The sequence below is a fragment of the Streptomyces sp. NPDC041205 genome (assembly GCF_055591765.1).
Genome location: NZ_JBVIZH010000001.1, coordinates 1,451,478 through 1,475,117 on the forward strand (window position 1 = coordinate 1,451,478; position 23,640 = coordinate 1,475,117).

Below are 23,640 nucleotides of genomic sequence, written 5' to 3' on the forward strand. Positions count from 1 at the left end.
GCGTTATGCCCTACTTGACCGCTTCGAGCGCTTCACGCTGGTACGCGGCCAGGTCGACGCAGCCGCCGACGGCGAGGTCGAGCAGCGCGTTCAGCTCCTCGCGGGCGAACGGCTCGGCCTCGGCGGTGCCCTGGACCTCGACGAAGCGGCCGTCGCCGGTGCACACGACGTTCATGTCGGTGTCGGCCTTCACGTCCTCCTCGTAGCAGAGGTCGAGCAGCGGCACGCCGCCGACGATGCCGACGGAGACCGCGCTGACCGTGCCGGTGAGCGGCTTGCGCCCGGCCTTGATCAGCTTCTTGCCCTGGGCCCAGGCGACGGCGTCGGCCAGCGCGACGTACGCGCCGGTGATGGCGGCGGTGCGGGTGCCGCCGTCGGCCTGGAGGACGTCGCAGTCCAGGACGATGGTGTTCTCGCCGAGGGCCTTGTAGTCGATGACGGCGCGCAGCGAGCGGCCGATGAGGCGGCTGATCTCGTGCGTGCGGCCGCCGATCTTGCCGCGTACGGACTCGCGGTCGCCGCGGGTGTTGGTGGAGCGCGGCAGCATCGAGTACTCGGCGGTGACCCAGCCCTCGCCGCTGCCCTTGCGCCAGCGGGGCACGCCCTCCGTGACGGAGGCCGTGCAGAAGACCTTGGTGTCACCGAAGGAAACGAGGACGGAGCCCTCGGCGTGCTTGCTCCACCCACGCTCAATGGTGACGGGACGGAGCTGTTCGGGGGTACGGCCGTCGATACGAGACATGCGCTTGAGCCTATCGGGACGAACGGCCCCTCGGGCCGGACGGGGGCGGGCCCGAGGGTGCCGGGCTGTCGCTCGACCGGTGGGCGGGTGGGAGACAGCCCGTCCGGCGCTTGAGGACGAGGCGCGGAGCGCCGATCGGGGGCGCCCCCGCACGCGTGAGGGCCCCGTCCCGGCAAGCGGAACAAGGCCCTCACGGCGCAGCGCAAGCGTTACATCATGTCTTCGATGTCCGCCGCGATCGGGTCCGCGTCGGTCCCGATGACGACCTGGACGGCCGTCCCCATCTTCACGACCCCGTGCGCGCCCGCGGCCTTCAGCGCGGCGTCGTCGACCAGGGCAGGGTCCTTGACCTCCGTGCGGAGGCGGGTGATGCAGCCCTCGACCTCTTCGATGTTGTCGATGCCGCCGAGCCCGGCAACGATCTTCTCAGCCTTGCTGGCCATGGTGTTCTCCCTGCTCTGAAAAGGACGCGGCCACGACACCGTAGGTCCGCTTTGTCACGGTAACGCACGGTTGGCCCATCTTCGCGGGCGGTCACGGCACTCGTACCCAATCATGACGATCAAGGTGTCACCCCTGGCGGGGCGGTGCCGACCACCGTCCACAACTGGTCTACACCAGTTTTCAACGACCGCCAAACCTGGCCGGTTCCGGGAGGAACGCCGATGAGTTCCACTGCCGCCGCGATACCCCAGAAGAAGTGGTGGAACGGCCTTTTCCAGGGCCTGCAGAAGATGGGCCGCAGCCTCCAACTGCCCATCGCCGTCCTGCCCGCAGCGGGCATCCTGAACCGGCTCGGCCAGCCGGACGTCTTCGGCGACGACGGCCTCGGCTGGACCAACGTGGCCAAGGTCTTCGCGGCCGCGGGCGGCGCCCTGCTCGACTCCTCGCTCGGCCTGCCGCTCCTCTTCTGCATCGGCGTCGCGATCGGCATGGCGAAGAAGGCGGACGGCTCCACCGCGCTCGCCGCGGTCGCGGGCTTCCTCGTCTACTACGCGGTCCTGCGCGCGTTCCCCGACGACTGCCCCGCGGGCGCCGACTTCGCGGGCGCCGGGATGTGGAGCGGGGTCTGCGTGGCCGAGGACGGCACCCCGGCCCAGGCCGCGTACCAGAATCCAGGGGTCTTCGGCGGCATCGTCATGGGCCTGCTCGCCGCCTGGTTCTGGCAGCGCTACCACCGCGTGAAGCTGGTCGACTGGCTCGGCTTCTTCAACGGCCGCCGCCTGGTCCCGATCATCATGGCCTTCGTCGGCCTGGTCTTCGCGGGGCTGTGCGTCTGGGTCTGGCCGCCCATCGGTGACGGGCTCACCAGCTTCTCCAAGTGGCTGGTCGACCTCGGCTGGCTGGGCTCGGGCATCTTCGGCGTGGCCAACCGCGCGCTGCTGACCGTCGGCCTGCACCAGTTCCTGAACACCTTCGTCTGGTTCCAGTTCGGCGACTACACCAAGGCGGACGGCACGGTCGTCCACGGCGACATCAACCGCTTCCTCGCGGGCGACCCGACGGCGGGCCAGTTCACCTCGGGCTTCTTCCCGATCATGATGTTCGCGCTGCCCGCGGCGGCCCTCGCGATCACGCACGCGGCCCGCCCGGAGCGGCGCAAGGTGGTCGGCGGCATGATGCTCTCGGTCGGCCTGACGTCCTTCGTCACCGGCATCACCGAGCCGATCGAGTACTCGTTCCTGTTCATCGCGCCCGCGCTGTACGCGATCCACGCGCTGCTCACCGGCGTCTCGATGGCGGTCACCTGGGGGCTCGGGGTGAAGGACGGCTTCAGCTTCTCCGCCGGCCTCATCGACTACGTCATCAACTGGAGCCTGGCCACGAAACCCTGGCTGATCATCCCGATCGGCCTCGCGTTCGCGGTGGTCTACTACTTCCTGTTCCTCTTCGTGATCAAGAAGTTCGACCTGGCCACTCCGGGACGCGAACCGGAAGAGGAGGCAAAGGTGTTGGACGAGGAGCAGACCAAGGCATAGGCACGCAAGCGGAACCTCCCGCGATACCCTTTGCCAGGCCCTCGGACCCTATGGTCCGGGGGCCTTTCGCCGTGGATGCGGTGTTATGGCCGACCCCACAGGAATCGCGGGTTCCTTATGTCGCCTTGACCGTGTTACAACAGGTCTACACCACTGAGTGGTGTAGACCACCTGGATGCTGTCGCAACCCCCTGAACTGTCCCCTGACAGCACCCGCACATGGAGGAAGTCATGAGTACGGCCACCGCCAAGGCGGCGCCCGCGAAGAAGCGGGGCTCAAGTGTGTTGCAGGGTCTGCAGAAGGTGGGACGCAGCCTGCAGCTGCCCATCGCGGTCCTGCCCGCGGCGGGCATCCTGCTGCGCCTCGGCCAGCCGGACGTGTTCGGTGCCGACGGCCTCGGCTGGGGCAAGGTCGCCACGGTCTTCGCCACCGCCGGTGACGCCGTCTTCGCGAACATGCCGCTGCTGTTCTGCATCGGTGTCGCGATCGGCTTCGCGAAGAAGGCGGACGGCTCGACCGCGCTGGCCGCGCTCGTCGGCTTCCTGGTCTACAAGAACGTGCTGACCGCGTTCCCCGTCACCGAGGCGAAGATCACCAAGGGTGCGGACGTCGCCGCGACGTACAACGACCCCAAGGTCTTCGGCGGCATCATCATGGGCCTCATATCCGCCGTGGTCTGGCAGCGGTTCCACCGCACCAAGCTGGTGGACTGGCTCGGCTTCTTCAACGGCCGCCGTCTGGTCCCGATCCTGATGGCCTTCATCGGCACCGCCCTGGGTGTCGTCTTCGGCCTCGCCTGGGGCCCGGTCGGTGACGCCATCACCAACTTCGGCGAGTGGATGACCGACCTCGGCTCGGTCGGCGCCGGCATCTTCGGCGTGGTCAACCGCGCGCTCCTGCCGGTCGGCATGCACCAGTTCGTGAACACCGTCGCCTGGCAGGAGATCGGCTCCTTCACCGACTCCGCCGGTGCCGTCTGGCACGGCGACATCCAGCGCTTCATGCACGGCGACCCGACCGCCGGTCAGTTCATGTCCGGCTTCTTCCCGATCATGATGTTCGCGCTGCCCGCCGTGGCCCTGGCCATCACGCACACCGCCCGCCCCGAGCGCCGCAAGGTCGTCGGCGGCATGATGATGTCCCTCGCGCTGACCTCGTTCGTCACCGGCATCACCGAGCCGATCGAGTTCGCCTTCATGTTCATCGCGCCGGTCCTGTACGTGATCCACGCGATCCTCACGGCCGTCGCCATGACCGTCACCTGGGCCCTGGGCGTGCACCACGGCTTCACGTTCTCGGCGGGCGCCATCGACTACGTCCTGAACTGGAAGTTCGCCGAGAAGCCCTGGCTGATCATCCCCATCGGCCTCGTCTTCGCAGCGGTCTACTACGTCGTCTTCCGCTTCGCGATCGTCAAGTTCAACCTCCCGACCCCGGGCCGCGAGCCCGAGGAGGAGGTCGAGGACCTCACCAAGGCGTGAGCCTCGCCCCGCACCAGCACGTGGGCCCCCGGAACCTCGCGGTTCCGGGGGCCCACGTCGTCGTACGGCTCTCAGATCTCGTACGTCGCCCCTGCCGCCGCCAGCTCCGTCGGGCCGCCGGTGAAGACCTCCCGGGCGTCGGCGAGGTTCACCGCCGGGTCCGTCCACGGCGGGATGTGCGTGAGCACCAGGCGCCGGGCGCCCGCGCGGTGGGCGGATTCCCCGGCCTCGCGGCCGTTGAGGTGCAGGTCCGGGATGTTCTCCTTGCCGTGCGTGAACGCGGCCTCGCAGAGGAACAGATCGGTGCCGGCGGCGAGTTCGTCGAGGGCCGCGCAGGTGCCGGTGTCCCCGGAGTACGTCAGCGACCGGCCGCCGTGCTCGACGCGGATGGCGTACGCCTCGACGGGGTGGCACACCTTCTCCGTACGCACCGAGAACGGGCCGATCTCGAAGGCGCCGGGCTTGACCGTGTGGAAGTCGAAGACCTCACTCATCGACGACGCGGAGGGCGTGTCGGCGTACGCCGTGGTCAGGCGCTGCTCGGTGCCCTCGGGGCCGTAGACCGGGATGGGGGCGCAGCGGCCGCCGTCGTGCCGGTAGTAGCGGGCCACGAAGTACGCGCACATGTCAATGCAGTGATCGGCGTGCAGATGGCTGAGGAAGATCGCGTCGAGGTCGTACAGACCGATGTGGCGCTGCAGCTCGCCCAGGGCGCCGTTGCCCATGTCGAGCAGCAGCCGGAAGCCGTCGGCCTCGACGAGGTAGCTCGAGCAGGCCGAGTCCGCGGACGGAAACGACCCCGAGCAGCCGACGACGGTGAGCTTCATAGAGCTGGAACCTCCACGCTGGCGATCGGGGGAAACGGGGGCGTGCGGTCCGTCGAGCGTAAAGCGCGAAAGGGCGCCTCGCTCCTCCGTCGTGGGCCGTTGTGGGCGAACTCACCTGGGGTGTCACCGGTTCGGGGGTGCCCGAAGGGGGCCGGTGCGGCGGCGCGGAGCGGGGGGCGCCGGTACCGTCGGGGCCATGGACACGTCGTGGTGGCCGGCGCTGGCCGCCGTGGTGGTACTGGCCCTTCTCGTCGCCCTGGTGGACGGGTGGGCCCGCTCCGGGCGGCCGGCTCGGCGGCGGTGGCCGGCGGGGCGGCCTCGGGGGCGAGAGGGGGGTGGGCGGCCGCAGGCCGGGGAGATCTGGTGGGCGCGGGTGCCCTATGAGGGTGGGAGCGGGGGGAAGGACCGGCCCTGTCTCGTGCTGGGTGTCCACGGGGACAGCGTGCGGGTCGCGAAGATCACCAGTAAGTACCGGGACGAGCGGGCCGGGGTGATTCCGTTGCCGCCCGGGGCCGTCGGGGACGCGCACGGGCGGGCCAGTTTCCTGGAGACCGATGAGTTGCGGGAGGTTCCTGTGGGGGACTTCCGGCGGCGGGCGGGGGTGGTGGATCCGGTGCTGTGGGATCAGGTGCGGCATCTGGCCGGGTAGGCCCTGGCGGGGCATTCCCCAGTCCCGCCCCTTCCCGAAACCGGGGGCTGCGCCCCCGGGCCCCCGCTTGTCGCCGCTCCGCGGCTCGTCCTCAAACGCCGGACGGGCTATGGATAGCCCGTCCGGCGTTTGAGGAGCGGGGGTCTGGGGGCGGAGCCCCCCACGCGGCGGAGCCGCAAATTGTCACAGCCGGGAAGGGGCGGGATCGGGGAGCTCCCAGCCGGGCTACGCCCACAGCTGGCCCTGGACCGTCGCGATCGCCTCCTCGTCCGTCGCCGCCGTGTAGACGCCGGTGGAGAGGTACTTCCAGCCGCCGTCGGCCACGACGAAGACGATGTCGGCGGGCTCGCCCGCCTTCACGGCCTTGCGGCCGACGCCGATGGCGGCGTGGAGCGCGGCACCGGTGGAGACGCCCGCGAAGATGCCCTCTTCGCGGAGGAGCTCCCGGGTCCGGGTCACCGCGTCGGCGGAGCCGACGGAGAAGCGGGTGGTGAGGACGGACTCGTCGTACAGCTCGGGCACGAAGCCCTCGTCGAGGTTGCGCAGGCCGTAGACGAGGTCGTCGTAGCGCGGCTCCGCTGCGACGACCTTGATGTCGGGCCGCTGCTCACGGAGGAAGCGGCCGACGCCCATGAGCGTGCCGGTGGTGCCGAGGCCCGCCACGAAGTGGGTGATGGAGGGCAGGTCGGCGAGGATCTCGGGGCCGGTGGTGGCGTAGTGGGCGCCCGCGTTGTCCGGGTTGCCGTACTGGTAGAGCATCACCCAGTCCGGATGCTCGGCCGCCAGTTCCTTGGCGACGCGTACGGCCGTGTTGGAACCCCCCGCCGCGGGCGAGGAGATGACCTCCGCGCCCCACATCGTCAGCAGGTCGCGCCGCTCCTGGGAGGTGTTCTCCGGCATGACGCACACGATGCGGTAGCCCTTGAGCCGGGCCGCCATGGCGAGGGAGACGCCGGTGTTGCCGGAGGTGGGCTCCAGGATGGTGCAGCCGGGCGTCAACCGGCCGTCCTTCTCGGCCTGTTCGACCATGTGGAGCGCGGGCCGGTCCTTGACGGAGCCGGTCGGGTTGCGGTCCTCCAGCTTGGCCCAGATCCGGACCTCGGCGGACGGCGACAGACGCGGGAGGCGGACCAGCGGCGTGTTGCCGACGGCCGCGAGCGGGGAGTCGTAACGCATCGGGGAGCCGGGGCCCTCAGGCCATGCCGCCGGCGACGGCCGGCAGGATCGTGACGCTGTCGCCGTCGGCGAGCTTGGTGGAGACGCCGTCGAGGAAGCGGACGTCCTCGTCGTTGAGGTAGACGTTCACGAAGCGGCGCAGGGTGTTGCCCTTGTCCTTGTCGATCAGCCGGTCCTGGATGCCCGCGTGCCGCGACTCGAGGTCGGCGAAGAGCGCGGCGATGGTGTCACCGCTGCCCTGGACGGCCTTCTCGCCGTCGGTGTAGGTGCGGAGGATGGTCGGGATGCGGACCTCGATGGCCATGCGGAAGGCTCCTGTCGGGAGTGGATCGGAAGTGGTGCGGGGTGGCTGCGCGGGTGGTGCGGGGTGGTGCGGTACGGAGCGGAGCGGTGGTGGTGCGGTACGGAGCAGGGCGCGCCGCGCGAGGGCGGGCGGCGGGGTGCGGGGGCCGCGGGTACGGCGCCGGGGCTCGCCGCCGCGGTGCAGCGGCGGGGCGGCGCCCGTCAGGGCCGACAGATGGCGCTGGCGAGACGGCACAGGTCGACGTGCAGCCGGCCGACGAGCAGGGCGCCCGGCGTCGTATCGATGCTCACGTCGTTCGAAACCATGCGGTCATCGTAACGATTCCCGGTCCGGGACCCGGAATGTGATCTCGGATGCCGGACGGATCGCGTTCGACGGCCGGACAGGGGCGGGGTGTCCCGGCCGTCGGCGGCAGCGGGTTCCCGGCGTCAGGCCCGGGGCACCCCCGCCGCCCCCGGGAGATACGTCACCGTCGGCGCCCCCGTCGCCGGATGCACCGCCACCTCCGCCGCGACCCCGTACACCTCCGCGAGGAGCTCGCCGGTGAGGACGTCCCGGGGCGGGCCGGAGGCGACGACGCGGCCCGCGTCGAGGACGTACAGACGGTCGCAGTAGTACGCGGCCAGGGTCAGGTCGTGCAGGGCGAGCAGGTTGGCCGTGCCGAGGCCGCGGACCAGGCCGAGGATCTCCAGCTGGTAGCGGATGTCCAGGTGGTTCGTGGGCTCGTCGAGGACGAGGACGGCCGGTTCCTGCACCAACGCCCGTGCGGTCAGGACGCGTTGGCGCTCGCCGCCGGACAGCCGCGCGAAGGCGCGTCCGGCCAGGGCGGCGGCGCCGACCCGCTCCAGGGCGCCGATGACCAGCTCCTCGTCGGCGGCCGTGTCGCCCTCCCAGAAGCGTTTGTGCGGGGAGCGGCCCATGGCGACGATCTGGCGGACGGTGAGTTCGAAGCCCGTGTGGCCGTCCTGCGGGACCGTGGCGACGCGGCGGGCTCGGGCCTTGACGCCGGTGTCCGCCAGGTCGGCGCCGTCGAGCAGGACCCGGCCGCCGGTGGGCGCGAGCGCGCCGTACACGCAGCGCAGCAGCGTCGTCTTGCCGCTGCCGTTGGGGCCGACCAGGCCCACCGTCTCACCTGCGGAGACGGTGAGTGAGACGGCGTCCACCAGGCGGCGGCCCGACGGGATCTCGTACGTGAGGTCCTCGGTGCTCAGCAGGGCGTCGGTGCGGGGCGGGCCCTCGGTACGTGGCAGGTCCTCGGTACGCGGCAGGTCCGTACGTCGCTTCACGCCTCCACCCCCTCCCGCGCCCGCCCCCGCCGGAGCAGCCACAGGAAGAACGGGCCGCCGGTGAGCGCCGTGAGCACGCCCACCGGGATGTCCTGCGGCGCCGCCACCGTGCGGGCCGCGAGGTCCGCCACCACCAGGAACACCGCCCCCATCAGCGCCGCCACCGGCAGCAGCGCCCGGTGCGCGGCGCCCACCAGCATCCGGGCCGCGTGCGGCACCATCAGGCCGACGAAGCCGATGGCGCCGCTTTGCGCGACGAGCACGCCGGTCACCAGCGAGGTCAGCACGAAGACGCCCGCGCGGAACCGGGCCGTGTCCAGGCCGAGGACGGTCGCGCCCTCCTCACCGACCAGGAGCAGGTCGAGCGGGCGGGCCAGCGCGATCAGCAGGGCCGTGCCGACGGCCAGGACCGTCAACGGCAGCGCGAGCATGTCCCAGCGGGCGCTGCCCAGGCCGCCGAGGGTCCAGTACAGGACTTCCTTGAGGTGGTCCGCGCGGGCCGAGACGACCAGGATCAGGCTGGTCAGGGCCGACAGGACGTACGAGACGGCCACGCCCGCGAGGATCAGGCGGGTCGTCGTGAAGCCGCCGCCGGGCTCGCGGGCGAGGGCGTACACCACGAGCAGGGCGAGGAACGCGCCCGCGAAGGACGCCGCCGGGATGGTCACCGTTGTCGCCATGCCCGCGCCGAGGCCGAGCACGATCACCGAGACCGCTGCCGCGGAGGCGCCCGAGGAGACCCCCAGGAGGAACGGGTCCGCCAGGGGGTTGCGGACCAGGGCCTGGAGGGTGGTGCCGACCACCGCCAGGCCCGCGCCGACGGCCGCGCCGAGGATGACTCGTGGGAGGCGGACGTCGAGGACGATCGTGCGGTACGGGGACGGGTCCGCGTTGCCCGTCAGGATCTGGACGACGTCGGCCGTGGGGATCCGTACGGAGCCGAGCGCCAGTGCGGCGACGCTCGCTGCCGCGAGGCCGAGGACCAGAGCCGTGACGACGAGGGTGTACGGGAGGGTGCGGGTGTGGGGGCCTGCCGGGGGCTCCCCGATCCCGCCCCTTCCCGAAACCGGGGGCTGCCGCCCCCGGACCCCCGCTGTCGCCTCTTCGCGGCTCGTCCTCAAACGCCGGACGGGCTGAAATGTGCCCCCGCGCCACACTCGGCTCACCGCAACTGCTCCGCCAGCTTCCGCACCGCCCCCGGCGCCCGCACCCCCAGCACCACGTCCGACAGCGGCAGCACCGCGAACCGCTTGTTCTTGATGGCCGGGACGTCCTTGAGGGCCGGGTCGTCCAGGAGGCGCTTCTTCTTCTGGGCGACCGTGGAGGCGCCGTAGTCGTAGATGAGGATGACGTCGGGGCGGCGGTCGACCACCGTCTCCCAGGAGGCGTCGCCGAAGGACTTGTCGAGGTCGGACATGACGTTGCGGGCGCCCGCGCGTTCGATGATGTCGTTGCCCATGCCGCGGCCGCCCGCGGTGAAGGCCGTCTTGTCGCCGCTGTCGTAGACGAAGACGGCGGGGGCCTTGCCGCCCTTCGCCGACTTCTTCGCCGTGGCGGCCAGTTCCGCCCTGGCGTCGCGCACCCACTTCTCCGCCCGGTCCCGGACCCCGAACGTCGCGCCCGCCTCGCGCACCTCGCGGTACACGTCGTCCATCGTGACGGGCTTCTTGGCGCAGGCCTCGATGTTGAGGCGGGTCTTGATGCCGGACTTGGCGAGGGCGTCGCGGGAGCGGCCGTCGCCCGCCGCGAAGGCGCTCGCGTAACCGCCGTACACGAAGTCGGGGTTGGCGGCGAGGAGCTTCTCGTAGGAGGGGTACTCCTTGGCGAGCACCGGGCGCGACTTGTACGCCTTCTCGTACTCGGGGAGCACCTTGTCGTCGAGGTAGGCGGTCCCGGCGATGCGGTCCTTGAGGCCCAGTTCGAGGAGGATCTCCGTCACGTGCTGGTTCATGGTGACCGCGCGCTTCGGGGGTGCGTCGTACGTCGTCCTCGTCCCGCAGTTGGTGACGGTGTACGGGAATCCGGCGGCCCTGGCGTCGGGTTTCCCGGAGTCGTCGTCGGACGACGAGGACGACGAGCACGCGGTGAGCGGCAGCAGGATCGCCGCCGCGGCGGGCAGGGCGAGGGCACGTACGCGGGTACGCATGGGGTGCGGGCCTCCTCCAGGGGATTTCCGCGTCCCCTGAGTGCATGTGGAGGAGGCGGCAGGTCAGTTCCTGACTCCCGGGCGCGCGGGGCGCGGCCGGTCACAGTGGCGGGACCGCGCCGGATTTCCACCGGCTTCCTGGGTCCTGCCGCCTCGAGGGTCGTGAATCGTGAAGCTCGGCCTCAGTATGCCTCGACGACCCTGACGTCCTCCTCGGTGACCTCCCCCTCCACGATCCGGAAGGAGCGGAACTGGAAGGGGCCCGCGTCGTCGGTGTCGGCGGTGGAGACGAGGACGTAGTGGGCGCCCGGCTCGTTGGCGTAACTGATGTCGGTGCGGGAGGGGTAGGCCTCGGTCGCCGTGTGCGAGTGGTAGATGACGACGGGCTCCTCGTCGCGGTCGTCCAGGTCGCGGTACAGCTTGAGCAGGTCCGTCGAGTCGAACTCGTAGAACGTGGGCGAGCGGGCCGCGTTCAGCATCGGGACGAAGCGCTCGGGGCGGTCGCTGCCCGCCGGGCCCGCGACGACGCCGCACGCCTCGTCGGGGTGGTCCTTGCGCGCGTGCGCGACGATCTGGTCGTGGAGGGCCTGGGTGATGGTCAGCATGTCGGCCAGGATAAGCAGCGGGGCGGCCCCGTACCGAAGTGTGGTACGAGGCCGCCCGCATGCTGGACAGGAGCCGTCCGGGGTCAGTCCTTGGTGACCGGTGCGGCGTCCGCGGCGTTCTCGACGGCCTGGCCGGTGTGCACGCGCTTCTTGAAGGCCGCGGCCTCCGGGTTGCGGCTCTTCAGGACCAGGTAGGACACGCACAGGATCGCGGCCCAGATCGGCGCGCAGTACAGCGAGATCCGCGCGTCCTTGTCGATGCCCATCATCACGATGACCATGCCGATGAAGGCGAGCGCGAACCAGCTCGTGTACGGGGCGCCCGGCGCGCGGAAGGTGGACTGCGGGACGAGGCCGCGGTCGGCCTTGCGGCGGTAGTTGATCTGGGAGACCAGGATCATGATCCAGGCCCACATGCCGGAGATGGTCGCGAAGGAGACGACGTAGTTGAACGCCTCGCCCGGCCACTGGTAGTTGATCCACACGCCGACCAGCATCAGCGCGGCGGACGCGGTGGTGCCGACCAGCGGCAGGCCGTTCTTGGTGAGCTTGGTGAAGAACTTCGGGCCCTGGCCGTTGAGCGCGAGGTCGCGCAGCATGCGGCCGGTGGAGTACATGCCCGAGTTGCAGGAGGAGAGCGCGGCGGTCAGGACCACGAAGTTCACGATCGCGGCGCCGACGCCGAGGCCCATCTTCTCGAAGGCGGCGACGAACGGGGAGACGCCCGGCTGGAAGGACGTCCACGGCACGACCGAGAGGATCATGATCAGGGCGCCGACGTAGAAGACGGCGATGCGCCACGGCACGGTGTTGATCGCCTTGGGCAGGGTCTTCTTCGGGTCCTTGGACTCGCCCGCGGTGACGCCGACCAGCTCGACGGCGAGGAAGGCGAACATCACGATCTGCAGCGTCATCAGCGTGTTGCCGATGCCGTTGGGGAAGAAGCCGCCGTTGTCCCACAGGTGCGAGACGGACGCGGTGTCACCGGCGTCGGAGAAGCCGATGGTGAGGATGCCGGCACAGATCAGGATCATGCCGATGATCGCGGTGACCTTGACCATCGAGAACCAGAACTCCAGCTCGCCGAAGAGCTTCACGGAGATCAGGTTGGCGCCGTACAGGATGACCGTGAAGATCAGCGCGTACGCCCACTGTGGAATGGAGTCATGGGTCCAGTACTGCATGTACTGGGCTGCCGCGGTGACTTCGGTGATGCCGGTGACGACCCAGAAGAGCCAGTACGTCCAGCCGGTCACGAACCCGAAGAACGGGCTGACGAACTCACGGGCGTACTCCGAGAAGGAGCCCGACACGGGCCGGTACATCAGGAGCTCGCCGAGCGCGCGCATGATGAAGAAGATGACGAGGCCCGCGATGGCGTACGCGAGGATGAGGCTGGGCCCGGCCTTGTGAATGGCCTTGCCCGCGCCGAGGAACAGGCCGGTGCCGATGGCACCGCCGATCGCGATCATCTGGATCTGCCGGGCGCCGAGCCCGCGCTGATAGCCCTCGTTGTCGCCGGACGCGCCCTCCGTGGCCGCCGCGGCCTCATTGCCGTCGTGGTGTTCTTCGACCTGCACTGAGGTCATGGTGACGCCTTTCTCCATGCTGATCCGCGCCGCGAACTGCGGTTTCGCCGCGGACCAGGTCCTGATCCCCCCGGATGGTGATGGAGTGCCGCCGACGGTCTGCCGGCCTCTAGCGCCCCCGGTGACATGGGTGGCGTCACCGAGCGGTCGTGAAGATTTATCACGACCGTCACAGTGATCGAATGAGCCATATGTGGCATACGGCACAGGAAGAAGCGGACAAAGAAACCTCGGTGCCGCAAAGGGGGCACCGAGGTGACAGGATCGTTATCCGGATTTGAGCGTCCGTTGAGCGAACGCCCGCGATCTTCAAACCGACGTCACGCGAACGTCGGAAAACCGTCACGACATCGGCGTCACGGCATCACCGCCCGGCGTCACGGCATCAAGGTCTCGACAAGCGTCTCCTGGAGCCCGCCCAGCCACAGATAGGCCATCACCATCGGCTTGCGAGGGTCGGAGTCCGGCAGCCGGTAGAGGAGGTCGGCGTCCTCCTCGTCGGTCACGTCGAGCCGGGCGCCGATCGCGAGCCGCAGGTCGTTGAGCGCGCCGAGCCAGCCGCGCGACTCCTCCGCGGACAGCTTCAGGACGGCGCCGCCCTCGCCCGCGACGGTGAGCGCATCCAGGGAGCGGATCACGGCGAGCGCGTCGTCCCGCTTGCGGGCCCGCAGGTCGTTCTCGGTGAAGCGGCGGAACTCGGCGGAGTACGCCCGCAGTTCGTCGGCCTTCTCCAGGGAGCCGGACTCGGTGCCGGGGCCGCCGTACGCGTCCGGGAGCAGCCTTTTAAGCACCGGGTCGGTGGGCGGCTCGCTCGGGCCCTCGGCGAACAGCTCCGCGAACGGGTCGCCGTCGTCGCCCGCGGGCTCGTCGCCGGGGCCGATCAGCTCCAGGAGCTGCACGGCGAGCGAGCGGATGATCGAGATCTCGACCTCGTCGAGCGCGACGGCGGCGCCGCCGCCCGGGATCGGTTCGAAGTGTCCAGGCATCAGTCGCGTCGCTACTTCCGGTCCTGCTGGAGCGTTGCCCACAGCCCGTATCCGTGCATCGCCTGCACGTCGCGTTCCATCTCCTCGCGGCTGCCGCTGGAGACGACGGCCCGGCCCTTGTGGTGCACGTCCATCATCAGCTTGGTGGCCTTGTCCTTCGAGTAGCCGAAGTACGTCTGGAAGACATAGGTCACATAGCTCATCAGATTGACCGGGTCGTTGTGCACGAGCGTGATCCACGGAACGTCCGGCTCGGGGACCGCGAAGGTCTCCTCTTCCGCGTCCGGGCGTGTGATCTCTACGGGAGCAGCGCTACTCACCTGCCCCATGCTGCCACCCGGGGCGGCCGGGCGCACAAACGGACCCCCGAAATCGTCAGAGTGACGAGATGCGGGGTAGCATCCTTGTCATGAACTCTGGGGAGCATGACCTGGGGCTGCCGGTGGACGTCCCCTCCACCGCGCTCTTCACGGATCACTACGAGTTGACGATGTTGCAGGGCGCGCTGAAGGCGGGCACCGCCGATCGGCGCTCGGTCTTCGAGGTGTTCACCCGCAGACTGCCCGAGGGCCGCCGCTACGGCGTCGTGGCCGGGACCGGGCGGGTCCTGGACGCGGTCGAGAACTTCCGCTTCGACGCCGGCGTCCTCGCCTTCCTGCGCGAGCGCGCCGTGGTGGACGAGCCGACGCTCCAGTGGCTGGCCTCGTACCGCTTCAGCGGGGACATCTGGGGCTACCCGGAGGGCGAGACGTACTTCCCCGGCTCGCCGATCCTGCGGGTCGAGGGCAGCTTCGCGGAGTGCGTGCTCCTGGAGACGGTGATCCTCTCCATCCTCAACCACGACTCGGCCATCGCCGCCGCCGCCTCCCGCATGGCCTCCGCCGCGGGCGGCCGGCCGCTGATCGAGATGGGCGCCCGCCGCACCCACGAGCTGGCCGCCGTCGCCGCCGCGCGCGCCGCGTACGTCGGCGGCTTCACCACCACCTCCGACCTCGCGGCCGGGTTCCGCTACGGCATCCCGACCGTCGGCACGTCCGCCCACTCCTTCACCCTCGTCCACGACAGCGAGCGGGACGCCTTCCGCGCCCAGGTCGACGCGCTCGGCCGGGGCACCACGCTGCTCGTCGACACCTACGACGTGGGCGAGGCCGTCCGGATGGCCGTCGAGATCGCCGGGCCCGAGCTGGGCGCCGTCCGCATCGACTCCGGCGACCTGCTGCTCGTCGCGCACCGGGTGCGCCAGCAGCTCGACGAGCTGGGCGCCACCGACACCAAGATCGTGGTCACCTCCGACCTCGACGAGTACGCCATCGCCTCGCTCGCCGCGGCGCCCGTGGACGCGTACGGCGTGGGCACCCAGCTGGTCACCGGCTCCGGGCACCCCACCTGCTCCATGGTCTACAAGCTCGTCGCCCGCGCCCGCTCCGCCGACCCCAAGGCCCCCCTGGAACCCGTCGCCAAGAAGTCCCTCGGCGGGAAGTCGTCCCTCGGCGGCCGCAAGTGGGCCGCGCGGCGCGTCGACGCGCACGGGGTCGCCGAGGCCGAGGTCATCGGGACCGGGCCGGTGCCCGGCGACCTCGCCGACGACCAGCTCCTCGTCGAGCTGGTCAAGGGCGGGGACGTCGTCGCCCGCGAACCCCTCGAGGCGGTCCGGGAGCGGCACGCGGCCGCGCGGGGGCGTCTGCCGCTCTCGGCCACCCAGCTGTCGCGCGGGGAGGCGGTCATTCCCACCGAGTACCTGGCCTGAGTGCGTCGCCCGCCCTCTCCCGCAACGGAGTGGAAGTCTCTACGCTCGGTTCATCCAGCTAGCCGAAGGAAACCCGCCATGCGTCGCGCCCTGATCGTCGTCGATGTACAGAACGACTTCTGCGAAGGGGGCAGTCTCGCGGTGTCCGGCGGAGCGGATGTGGCTGCCGCCATCACCGAGCTCATCGGGCAGGCCTCCCCCTGCTACCGGCATGTCGTGGCCACCCGGGACCATCACATCGACCCCGGTGATCACTTCTCCGACTCGCCCGACTTCGTCGACTCGTGGCCGCCGCACTGTGTCGCCGGGACGGAGGGGGTCGGGTTCCATCCGAACTTCGCGCCCGCCGTGGCGTCCGGGGCGATCGACGCCGTCTTCGACAAGGGGGCGCGCTCGGCCGCCTACAGCGGGTTCGAGGGGGTCGACGAGAACGGGACCTCGCTCGCGGAGTGGCTGCGGGCCCGGCAGATCCGGGAGGTCGATGTCGTCGGGATCGCCACCGACCACTGTGTGCGGGCCACCGCGCTCGACGCCGTCCGCGAGGGCTTCCGCACCCACGTCCTCCTCGACCTCACGGCCGGGGTGGCCGAGGAGACCACCCAGCGCGCCCTGGACGAGCTTCGCGCGGCAGGCGCGGAACTCACCGGCAAGCCGGTCCTCTGACCGGACCTTCACGGGGCGCCCCAGACCCGCCCCTTCCCCGTAACTGGGGGCTCCGCCCCCAGACCCCCGCTCCTCAAACTCCCCCAAGCTCTTAAGGAGCAGGGGGGACCCCCACGAGGGGCTGGATATAGCCCGTCCGGCGTTCGAGGACGAGGCGCGAAGCGCCGACAGCGGGGGTCCAGGGGGCGGCAGCCCCCGGTTTCGGGAAGGGGCGGGATTGGGGGCTACGCGGCCGCGCCCCGTCTCAGCAGTGCCCGGATCGGATGCCACAGCTCCTCCACGGACGTGGAGTGGCCCGGCGCCGTGCGCCATATGAGGCCGTCGGGGTGGTGCAGGACGGCGGTGACCTCGTCCGGGGTGGGGGGTTCCGCGTTGCCGCGGAGGTAGACCGCCCGGAGCCCGAGATTGCGCAGCCGGGTCAGCGCCCGCGCACGATTGGCGGCACGTACGAGAACGCGCACACTGCCGCCCCCGGGCCCGGGGCTCGGCAGGGTCAGCGCCACCACCACACTGCCGTTGGGCAGCTTGCAGAAGCCTCCTGCGGCCATGCTCTGTCACACCCCCGTGAGACGTCGTGTCAATAAGAGAACCACAGGACGCACTCAAACACGATCGGCCGCCGCCCGCTAGAGGGCGACGGCCGATCGGCCAGAAACAGGCGCTTGACCTGCGTTAACGAGATTTACTTGGTGGACTTGCCCACCTGGAGCGTGATCGTCGAGCCGTCCTTGGGCTGCTTGAGGATCTTTATCCGGGTGTTGGTGTCAGTGACCTTGACACTTCCGGTGGGGTTCTCCGCGTACCAGTAGGTGCCCTTGCGGTCGTCGAAGACCGAGACGCCCTTCTTGGACTTGATCTTGAGCGCCACGTCCGCGTTGTGGAGCGTGAACGCGTCCGTCGCGTACTTCGAGAAGGGCGCGTCGAACGGCTGGATCTTGTTCCGGAGGAGCGTGCCGTCCTTCCACTTCATCGGCTTGGCGTGGGCGTCGATCGGGAGGATCAGACCCTTGCCGGGGTGCTGGCTGACGTTGTTGTCCTTCTGGGAGGTGTCCCACTGCCAGACCATCAGGCCGGTCTGGTAGGGGTAGTGCTCGACCCAGTCGGGACGCGACGCGGAGAAGCCGAAGTTGTACGGACCGACCTTGAGGGTCTTGTCGTACGACACGTACTGGCGGTTCTCCGCGAGGTAGTACTGCTCGTACTGCTTGGTGAAGGACTCGCCGATGCGCGAGAAGCCCTTCGTCTTCCAGCCGTTGTCGTCGCCCTCGGCGCCGTCCTCGAAGAGCTTGGCGCCGTCCGCGGTCAGCGTGATCTCGTCGGCCGTGAAGCCCTTGAGCGCCGTGCCGCCGTCGGTGGCGTAGCGGAAGCGGACGTCGATCTTCTTGCCGGCGTAGGCGTCCAGCGGGAAGACCAGCTTCTGGTACTTCTTCGAGGAACCGGTCAGGGCCGGCTTGTCGCCCGCGTCACGGGTGATCTGCTTGCCGTCGGCCGTGCCGTCGACGGGCGTCCAGTTGGCGCCGCCGTCGGTGGACACCTCGGTGTAGAGCCAGTCGTAGTTGGACTCGATGTCCCACCAACCCTGGAGCGACAGCTCGGCCTTGGACTTGCCGGTGAGGTCGACGCCGCGCGTGAGGGTGTTGCGCAGGTCGTCGTCCTGGCCGCTCCACCACTGCTTGGTGCCCTCGGTGGGCTTCACGACCGTCGTGGTGACCGGCTTCTTGGGCAGGTCGACGAGGAGCGCCTGGCGGTGCCGGGTGTTGTACTCGGACACGCCGAGCTTGTGCTCGGAGGTCGTCGCGGCCTTCGCCCGGTCGTAGTTGAGCCAGCCCAGCTGGAACTTGTCCCAGGCGGTCATGTCGCCGGGCAGGTCGCCGATCGCGTCCTTGCCGGTGCCGAGCCAGGAACCGGCCGACATCAGCGACCAGAAGCCGACGGAGTTCTCGGCCTTGCCGGTGGTGTCGTACAGGTCGGGCAGGCCCAGGTCGTGGCCGTACTCGTGGGCGAAGACGCCGAGGCCGCCGTTCTCGGGCTGCATCGTGTAGTCGCCGACCCAGATGCCGGAGTCGCCGATCTGGGTGCCGCCCGACTTGTTGTCGGCGGGGCCGGTCTTGCCCGCGTCGTCGCCGTACGCGTACCAGCGGTGCGCCCACAGGGCGTTGGGGCCCTCGGCGCCGCCGCCGGCGGACTCGTCCTCGCCCGCGTGCACGATCTGGAAGTGGTCGATGTACCCGTCGGGCTCGTTGAAGTCGCCGTCGCCGTCGAAGTCGTAGCGGTCCCACAGGTCGTACTTGGCGAGGTCCGCCTTGATCTGCGCGTCCGTGCGACCCTTGGCCTTCTGGTCCTTGACCCAGGCCGTGGTGCCGTCGCGGACGGCGTCCCAGACGTTGGCGCAGTTGGAGTCGCCGCACCAGTTGGAGCCGTAGCGGGCCTCGTTGTAGTCGACCTTGACCCAGTCCGAGACCTCGCCGTCGACCGAGTAGCGGCCGGACGACGTCTTCTCGTAGTAGGTCTTCAGCGAGTGCTTGGGCTTGCCCTTGGCGTCCTTGCCCTCACCGAAGTACAGGTCCTGGAAGTGCTTCTTGTTGTAGTCCGCCTGCCAGGCCGTGCTGTTGTCCTTCGCACGGTCCGGCTTGGCTATCTTGTTGTGCGCGGGGCCGGGCTTGCCGCCGTACTTCTTGATCGGCTTCTCGGGGCCTTCGGGGCCGTCGGGGTCGTACATGGTGGTGTCGTCCACCTTGTCCCCGAACTCCACCAGGATCGTGAAGATCTTGTCGGTCTTCTCCCGGCCCAGCTCGACGTACTTCTTGTCGTCGAGCTTGACCACGTTCGACCCGCCGCGCTTGTGCACCTTGGCGTCGCCGGAGACGACCTGCTCCAGGGCGGCCTTGCGCTGCTGGGCCTGCTGCTTGCTGAACGGGCCCTCGAGGTCGTGGTCGACATGGGCCTTGGCGTCCGCCGGATCCCGGCGGTCGATGGCTGCTGCCTTGCCGGTCGCGGACGCCTTGTCGCCGCTCCCGCCGTCGTCGGCCGCCGCCACTGAGTACGCGGAGAACGTCGCGGTCGCCGCCGCGAGAGCCACCGCTGCCGCGGTGGCTCTGAACGTTCGTCTCTTGATGGTCACTTGATGCTGTCCTCCCCCGCGCCCGCATCACGGACCGAAATTCCCGGTCGAGGAGGTCCGCGCGCGATATGCGCGTCACAAGTGACGACATTCGACCGGAGAGAGGGAAGAAAAGACAGACCTTGACTTGAACAGGCCAAATGCCCTATGCAGACTCGAGCGCCCGCTATTCGAACATGATCGACCGTGACCACGGCGGCGCACGCGCGGCATCCCCCGCCCCCTCAACAGGCGCGCCTCACCGTCCAATTGGCGGGACGCATGAATCCATGCGCCCCCTGTGCACCGGCACCGTGGGTTAGGTCACGCTTACCGCACGTTCCCGTCGGGCATGCAGGCGAATAGAGTCATTTCGACGGTGCGCACGGGTACTCGGCGAAGCTTCCAAGTCGCCACCTTTGAGCACCCTTTGATTCGTATACGTCCACATCGTCTTGATCTATCCCCCGCATCCGCTGTCCCGAGGACGGATCACGCCATGCCTCGCCCCATGCCTCGTCCGACCGTCGCACAGCTCACCTACGGTTCCGCGACCGTCGTCTGTTCCGCGCTCGCCATGCTGCTGCTCTCGCAGGCGAGTTCGGCGCCGGGAGTCGCGGTCATAGCCTTCGCCGCGCTCGGCCTCGGCCTGCTCGTGGCCTTGACGGTGCCCCTGCCCAAGCCGGCCCCGGGGCCCACCGAGACCCTGCCCGCCGCCGCGGTCCCGGTCCCCGCCGCCGTCCCCGCCCCCTCGAACTTCGAGGAGCGGATCCCGGTCCAGCGCACCGTGATCGCCCCCGACCCCGCCGCCCCGCAGCACACCCCGCTGCCCGTACGCGAACCGGCGGGCCCCTGAGCGTCACCCGCCCGCGCAGGTGACACCCACGGACCCGCCGCGACCACCGCCCGGCGCCGCCGCAGCGCCGGGCCTTCCGGCTGCCCTCGTGCCGCTCAGCCCACGCTGACCACCACGGTCTTGGCCGCCTTGTCGTGCAGCCCCTGCTTGTAGGGCTTGTCGAAGAAGCTCCAGCCACCGCAGATCGCCGTCCAGACGCAGGCGCAGCAGAACGCGAACGGGATCCACAGCACCGCCGAGCGCACGAGCGCCGTCTGCAGCGTCGGGTTCGCCCCGTCGTTGAGGTTCGCCACCCGCATGCCGAGCCACTTCTTGCCCAGCGTCTGCCCCGTCTTCGAGATCAGATAGCTGTCGTACGCCATGTACAGCACGGCGGCGACCAGCGACTGCCCGAACGACCTGCCGGCGTCCACCTTGTCCGGGTCCCAGTCGTACTCGTTCGTCCCGAAAAGGAGGGACAGCAGGACGGTGACGACGCCCACGAGGACCATGTCGATGATGCGGGCCAGGACGCGTTTGCCGCTGTCGGCGAGCGGGGGCATGCCCGCGAGGGGGTCCTGCCCGCCGAAGCCGCCGCCGTAGGGGTCGCCTCCGTACGGGGGCGGCGGGGTGCCGCCGGGGCCGCCTGGCCCGCCTGGGCCGCCGCCGAAGGGGTCGCCGCCGCCCGCGCCCGGCGGAGGCGGGTCGTACGGGGAGCCCGCGCCCGGGGGCGGGGGGCCGTCGGACGGCGGGGGCGGCTGCTTCTTGAAGGGGTCGTTGTCGTCGGGGTCAGGAGCGTTGGGGTATTGCGGCGGTTCGGTGCTCATGGGGTGAGTGCACCTCGAAGTGGAGTGCGCCGCATGCGACGAGCGGCTGTCCGGGTTACGGCCCCCCTTTTGGGGACCGCTACCGAAACTAGGCCCCGGGCCGGTCAGCCCGCCACGAACGTACCGGCCGCCTTGTCGTGCCAGCACTGGCGCCAGGGGCGGTCGAACAGGCACCACAGCACCCCGACGACCCCGACCACGAGGACCCCCGGCACGCAGTACACCAGCCAGCGCCGCAGCGCCGCCCCGAACGACGGCGCCCCGTGCTCCTCGATGTCCCTGACCTCGACCCCGCACACCTTCTTGCCGAGCGTGCGGCCCCACTTCGCCGTGGGCAGCGCCTCGTAGAGCACCCCGAAGAGCAGCAGTACGCCGAGCACGACGCCGAGGTACCCGGCGGTCGTCCCGTCGAGCAGCCACACCGTGACCTTCTCGCCCGACAGCTTCGCCGCGTCGATCTTGCTGTCGATGTGGTCCGCGGCGCGCGTACCGAGCGGCAGCGCCGCCCCCGCGGTCACGGCGGCGAGCACCACCGTGTCGATGAGCCGCGCGGCGAGGCGCCTGCCGAGGCCGGCGGGCCGCGCCTCCGCCTGCGCCTGGACCACCGCGGCGAACGGGTCCGCGGCCACCGGCTTCCACGGCAGCACGGGCCCCTCGCCCTGCGGCGCCGACGGCCCCGGACCGGGCGACTGGGCGAGTTGGTGCACCTGCTGGGCCCAGGAGGCCGACCCGCCGCCGGGCCCTGACGTCACCGGCGAGGCGACCCCGCCCTGGGCACCGGCCTGCGGGGGCGCGCTCTGCTCCTGTGCCCCGGCCTGCGGAGCCCGTCCCTGCTGCTGCGGCACCACCGGTGCCTGGGCCGCGGCGGCGGAATCTGCACCGGCAGGAGGCGTGGCTGAAGAAGGGGACGGAGAAGCCGAGGGAGAAGTCGACGGAGAGGTCGAGGTGGACGGGGAAGAAGGGGACACGGACGAAGGAGCGGCGCCGGAAGCGGGCCTCGTCTGCCCCGACTTGGGGCGCAGGGCCCGAATCGCCATGGTCCCCTCGGTACCGCCGTCCGCGTCCGGCGTCCCGGCCCCCGCCGGTTTCACCGGACCCGTCGGCCGCCGGAAGGTCACTGTCCCCTCGGTGGTGGCGGGCTTCGGCACGGCGGGCTCGGCGGCCCGGAACGTCACCGCGCCCGGCCCCTCCGCGGCGGCCTCCTCGGATCGGTCGACGGCCGCCGGAGCCTGCTCCCGCTGCCCCGGCTCCTGCCGCGCACCGGGCTGCTGTTGCGCGGGTACGCGCCGCGCACCCCCTTCGGCCGCGCTCCCTCCGGCCGCCCCCGCCGATGCCGCCGCGCCGGGAGCCGCCCCCTCGCCCCGCACGCGCGGGTCCCTCGGGTCCAGCGGGCCGTGCGCGCCAGGCACGCCGACTGCCCCTGCCGCACCCCACGACACCCGCTGGTCCTGCTCACCGCCGAGCCCCGTCTGCCGGGCCGCGTCCGCCTGCCAGGCCGAAGCGGGCTCGGGCTTGACCCCGTGCTGCCCGTCCCCGGCACCGGCACCCGAACCGGCCCCGGAGCCCGAGCCTGCGTCGACGTCGGCACCCGCGCCAAGCCCGAGCCCGAGGCCGATGTTCGTGTCCGTGTCCGGGCCGGTCTGCGTCACCCCTCCCGGCTCCTCGTCGAAGAACACCGGGCCGGTCTCCTCCGCGGCCACGGGCGCCGCCGGGGCCGGGGCCGGAGCCGGGGGCGCGGTGGCCGAGCGGGGCGGCGCGGGCAGGGGTTCGCCGTCGGACGGTGCGGGACGGCTCGTACCGGGCACCCAGGCCGCGCCGTTCCAGTACCGGACATATCCCGGAATGGACGGGTCGGGGTAGTAGCCTTCGCGGGGCCTGTCGTCGCCGGGGGCCGGGGTTGGGGCGCTCATGTCCGTCGTCCCGTATCTGCTCGGGGGTCTTGTGAGGCTCCACATCTATCAGACCCGCGCGCCGCGTCGGGCGGCTCCCGCCGCACCGCCCCCTTCCGTGCACGGTTCCTCCCCGCCGTCCGAACACGCCCGCCCGCCCCGTGTCGTACCCGGCGAAAAAAATCTTCCCGAAGTCGCGTAATGCCAGGCCGCCCGCGCGCTCTGACTCATCGCGGGCCTGAAACGGGTCCGGTGCGCGGACCCGATCAGAGGGGCCGCGTACGCCGCGAGAGAAAGGAAGCGCACGAGCTATGCACACCGTGGTGGAACGCGAGCTGGAGCTCAAACTCGTCCTCTCGCCGGAACGGGCGATCCCCGTCCCGGCCCGGCTCACCTACCGCACCGACGATCCGTACGCCGTCCACATCGCCTTTCACATCGGCTCCGAGAACCCGGTGAACTGGACGTTCGCCCGGGAGCTCCTGGTGGAGGGGGTGTTCAGGCCGTGCGGCCACGGCGATGTGCGGGTGTGGCCGACGAAGGTCGAAGGCCGCTCCGTGGTCCTGATGGCGCTCAGCTCGCCCGACGGCGACGCCCTCCTGGAGGCGCCGGCGCCCGCCGTGTCCGCCTGGCTGGAGCGCACCCTGCGGGTGGTCCCTCCGGGCTCTGAGGCCGAGCGGCTCGGCATCGACGACGGCCTGGCCGAGCTGCTCGCCCCCACCCCTGGCCGCGCGGACGAGCTGTGGCTGCGCGACCCGTGGCCGAGTGACGAGTCGAAGGACGGTGAGTGAGCACCAAACCCACGGGG

Annotated in this window: 24 protein-coding genes and 1 riboswitch; of the genes, 7 read left to right on the forward strand and 17 right to left on the reverse strand. The window is 70.6% G+C overall.

Annotated elements, in window-relative coordinates:
- Positions 1-10 precede the first annotated feature (10 nt).
- The gene (rph, locus tag ACZ6BG_RS06285) at positions 11-742 is read right to left on the reverse strand and encodes a ribonuclease PH (RefSeq protein WP_030358332.1); all 732 of its coding nucleotides are present in this window, start codon (positions 740-742) and stop codon (positions 11-13) included.
- A gap of 209 nt (positions 743-951) precedes the next feature.
- On the reverse strand, positions 952-1,185 hold the full coding sequence (locus ACZ6BG_RS06290; protein ID WP_055553187.1) for a PTS sugar transporter subunit IIB: 234 nt from the start codon (positions 1,183-1,185) through the stop codon (positions 952-954).
- Positions 1,186-1,407: 222 nt separating this feature from the next.
- On the opposite strand from ACZ6BG_RS06290, the gene ACZ6BG_RS06295 reads away from it, so the two are divergent.
- Both ACZ6BG_RS06295 and ACZ6BG_RS06300 read left to right on the forward strand, forming a co-directional pair.
- Complete coding sequence (locus tag ACZ6BG_RS06295; protein WP_468997472.1) at positions 1,408-2,721, forward strand: PTS transporter subunit EIIC; 1,314 nt, start codon at positions 1,408-1,410, stop codon at positions 2,719-2,721.
- Between the two features lie 231 nt (positions 2,722-2,952).
- Positions 2,953-4,203, forward strand: a complete 1,251-nt coding sequence (locus ACZ6BG_RS06300) for a PTS transporter subunit EIIC (RefSeq protein ID WP_380854682.1) — start codon at positions 2,953-2,955, stop codon at positions 4,201-4,203.
- Between the two features lie 71 nt (positions 4,204-4,274).
- Here the strand turns inward: ACZ6BG_RS06300 and ACZ6BG_RS06305 are convergent, their stop codons facing one another.
- Positions 4,275-5,030: an MBL fold metallo-hydrolase gene (locus ACZ6BG_RS06305; protein WP_468997474.1), complete on the reverse strand. Its 756-nt coding sequence runs from the start codon at positions 5,028-5,030 to the stop codon at positions 4,275-4,277.
- 196 nt (positions 5,031-5,226) lie between these two features.
- On the opposite strand from ACZ6BG_RS06305, the gene ACZ6BG_RS06310 reads away from it, so the two are divergent.
- Positions 5,227-5,679 (forward strand): type II toxin-antitoxin system PemK/MazF family toxin, encoded by a 453-nt coding sequence (locus tag ACZ6BG_RS06310; protein ID WP_468997476.1) that lies wholly within the window; start codon positions 5,227-5,229, stop codon positions 5,677-5,679.
- Between the two features lie 225 nt (positions 5,680-5,904).
- Here the strand turns inward: ACZ6BG_RS06310 and ACZ6BG_RS06315 are convergent, their stop codons facing one another.
- The 10 genes from ACZ6BG_RS06315 to clpS all read right to left on the reverse strand — a co-directional run bounded on the left by ACZ6BG_RS06315 (position 5,905) and on the right by clpS (position 14,100).
- Entirely contained in the window at positions 5,905-6,855 is a 951-nt protein-coding gene (locus tag ACZ6BG_RS06315; protein ID WP_468997478.1) for a PLP-dependent cysteine synthase family protein, read from the reverse strand.
- A gap of 16 nt (positions 6,856-6,871) precedes the next feature.
- Positions 6,872-7,159 carry a MoaD/ThiS family protein gene (locus ACZ6BG_RS06320; protein ID WP_468449977.1) on the reverse strand — a complete coding sequence of 96 codons (288 nt, stop codon included), beginning with the start codon at positions 7,157-7,159 and terminating at the stop codon, positions 6,872-6,874.
- 200 nt (positions 7,160-7,359) lie between these two features.
- The gene (locus ACZ6BG_RS06325) at positions 7,360-7,464 is read right to left on the reverse strand and encodes a putative leader peptide (protein WP_016638880.1); all 105 of its coding nucleotides are present in this window, start codon (positions 7,462-7,464) and stop codon (positions 7,360-7,362) included.
- A 123-nt stretch (positions 7,465-7,587) separates the two neighbouring features.
- Positions 7,588-8,409, reverse strand: coding sequence for an ABC transporter ATP-binding protein (locus ACZ6BG_RS06330; RefSeq protein ID WP_468997991.1), 822 nt, complete (start codon positions 8,407-8,409; stop codon positions 7,588-7,590).
- A 32-nt stretch (positions 8,410-8,441) separates the two neighbouring features.
- Complete coding sequence (locus ACZ6BG_RS06335; protein ID WP_468997995.1) at positions 8,442-9,494, reverse strand: FecCD family ABC transporter permease; 1,053 nt, start codon at positions 9,492-9,494, stop codon at positions 8,442-8,444.
- A 113-nt stretch (positions 9,495-9,607) separates the two neighbouring features.
- Positions 9,608-10,591, reverse strand: coding sequence for an ABC transporter substrate-binding protein (locus ACZ6BG_RS06340; protein WP_468997480.1), 984 nt, complete (start codon positions 10,589-10,591; stop codon positions 9,608-9,610).
- Positions 10,592-10,635: 44 nt separating this feature from the next.
- Positions 10,636-10,755, reverse strand: a riboswitch (cobalamin riboswitch).
- An 18-nt stretch (positions 10,756-10,773) separates the two neighbouring features.
- On the reverse strand, positions 10,774-11,196 hold the full coding sequence (locus ACZ6BG_RS06345) for a M67 family metallopeptidase (protein WP_468449979.1): 423 nt from the start codon (positions 11,194-11,196) through the stop codon (positions 10,774-10,776).
- Between the two features lie 83 nt (positions 11,197-11,279).
- Positions 11,280-12,785 (reverse strand): amino acid permease, encoded by a 1,506-nt coding sequence (locus ACZ6BG_RS06350; protein WP_468997482.1) that lies wholly within the window; start codon positions 12,783-12,785, stop codon positions 11,280-11,282.
- Positions 12,786-13,162: 377 nt separating this feature from the next.
- A complete protein-coding gene (locus ACZ6BG_RS06355) occupies positions 13,163-13,771 on the reverse strand; it encodes a DUF2017 domain-containing protein (RefSeq protein ID WP_468997484.1) in 609 nt (202 codons plus the stop codon).
- Between the two features lie 11 nt (positions 13,772-13,782).
- The gene (clpS, locus tag ACZ6BG_RS06360; RefSeq protein ID WP_030358347.1) at positions 13,783-14,100 is read right to left on the reverse strand and encodes an ATP-dependent Clp protease adapter ClpS; all 318 of its coding nucleotides are present in this window, start codon (positions 14,098-14,100) and stop codon (positions 13,783-13,785) included.
- Positions 14,101-14,180: 80 nt separating this feature from the next.
- Here clpS and ACZ6BG_RS06365 point away from each other — a divergent pair, with 80 nt between their 5' ends.
- Both ACZ6BG_RS06365 and ACZ6BG_RS06370 read left to right on the forward strand, forming a co-directional pair.
- Positions 14,181-15,518 carry a nicotinate phosphoribosyltransferase gene (locus tag ACZ6BG_RS06365; RefSeq protein ID WP_468997486.1) on the forward strand — a complete coding sequence of 446 codons (1,338 nt, stop codon included), beginning with the start codon at positions 14,181-14,183 and terminating at the stop codon, positions 15,516-15,518.
- Between the two features lie 78 nt (positions 15,519-15,596).
- On the forward strand, positions 15,597-16,181 hold the full coding sequence (locus ACZ6BG_RS06370) for a nicotinamidase (RefSeq protein WP_468997488.1): 585 nt from the start codon (positions 15,597-15,599) through the stop codon (positions 16,179-16,181).
- A 224-nt stretch (positions 16,182-16,405) separates the two neighbouring features.
- On the opposite strand, the gene ACZ6BG_RS06375 is transcribed toward ACZ6BG_RS06370, so the two are convergent.
- Together ACZ6BG_RS06375 and ACZ6BG_RS06380 are read right to left on the reverse strand one after the other, a co-directional pair.
- Positions 16,406-16,729, reverse strand: a complete 324-nt coding sequence (locus ACZ6BG_RS06375) for a hypothetical protein (protein ID WP_468997490.1) — start codon at positions 16,727-16,729, stop codon at positions 16,406-16,408.
- A gap of 134 nt (positions 16,730-16,863) precedes the next feature.
- Positions 16,864-19,302 carry an immune inhibitor A domain-containing protein gene (locus tag ACZ6BG_RS06380; RefSeq protein ID WP_468997492.1) on the reverse strand — a complete coding sequence of 813 codons (2,439 nt, stop codon included), beginning with the start codon at positions 19,300-19,302 and terminating at the stop codon, positions 16,864-16,866.
- Between the two features lie 490 nt (positions 19,303-19,792).
- Here ACZ6BG_RS06380 and ACZ6BG_RS06385 point away from each other — a divergent pair, with 490 nt between their 5' ends.
- A complete protein-coding gene (locus ACZ6BG_RS06385; protein ID WP_468997495.1) occupies positions 19,793-20,137 on the forward strand; it encodes a hypothetical protein in 345 nt (114 codons plus the stop codon).
- A gap of 95 nt (positions 20,138-20,232) precedes the next feature.
- Here ACZ6BG_RS06385 and ACZ6BG_RS06390 read toward each other — a convergent pair whose 3' ends face one another.
- The gene (locus ACZ6BG_RS06390) at positions 20,233-20,943 is read right to left on the reverse strand and encodes an RDD family protein (RefSeq protein ID WP_468997497.1); all 711 of its coding nucleotides are present in this window, start codon (positions 20,941-20,943) and stop codon (positions 20,233-20,235) included.
- Positions 20,944-21,047: 104 nt separating this feature from the next.
- The gene (locus ACZ6BG_RS06395; RefSeq protein ID WP_468997500.1) at positions 21,048-22,853 is read right to left on the reverse strand and encodes an RDD family protein; all 1,806 of its coding nucleotides are present in this window, start codon (positions 22,851-22,853) and stop codon (positions 21,048-21,050) included.
- Positions 22,854-23,143: 290 nt separating this feature from the next.
- On the opposite strand from ACZ6BG_RS06395, the gene ACZ6BG_RS06400 reads away from it, so the two are divergent.
- The gene (locus ACZ6BG_RS06400) at positions 23,144-23,623 is read left to right on the forward strand and encodes an SsgA family sporulation/cell division regulator (protein WP_030358355.1); all 480 of its coding nucleotides are present in this window, start codon (positions 23,144-23,146) and stop codon (positions 23,621-23,623) included.
- Positions 23,624-23,640: the final 17 nt, after the last annotated feature.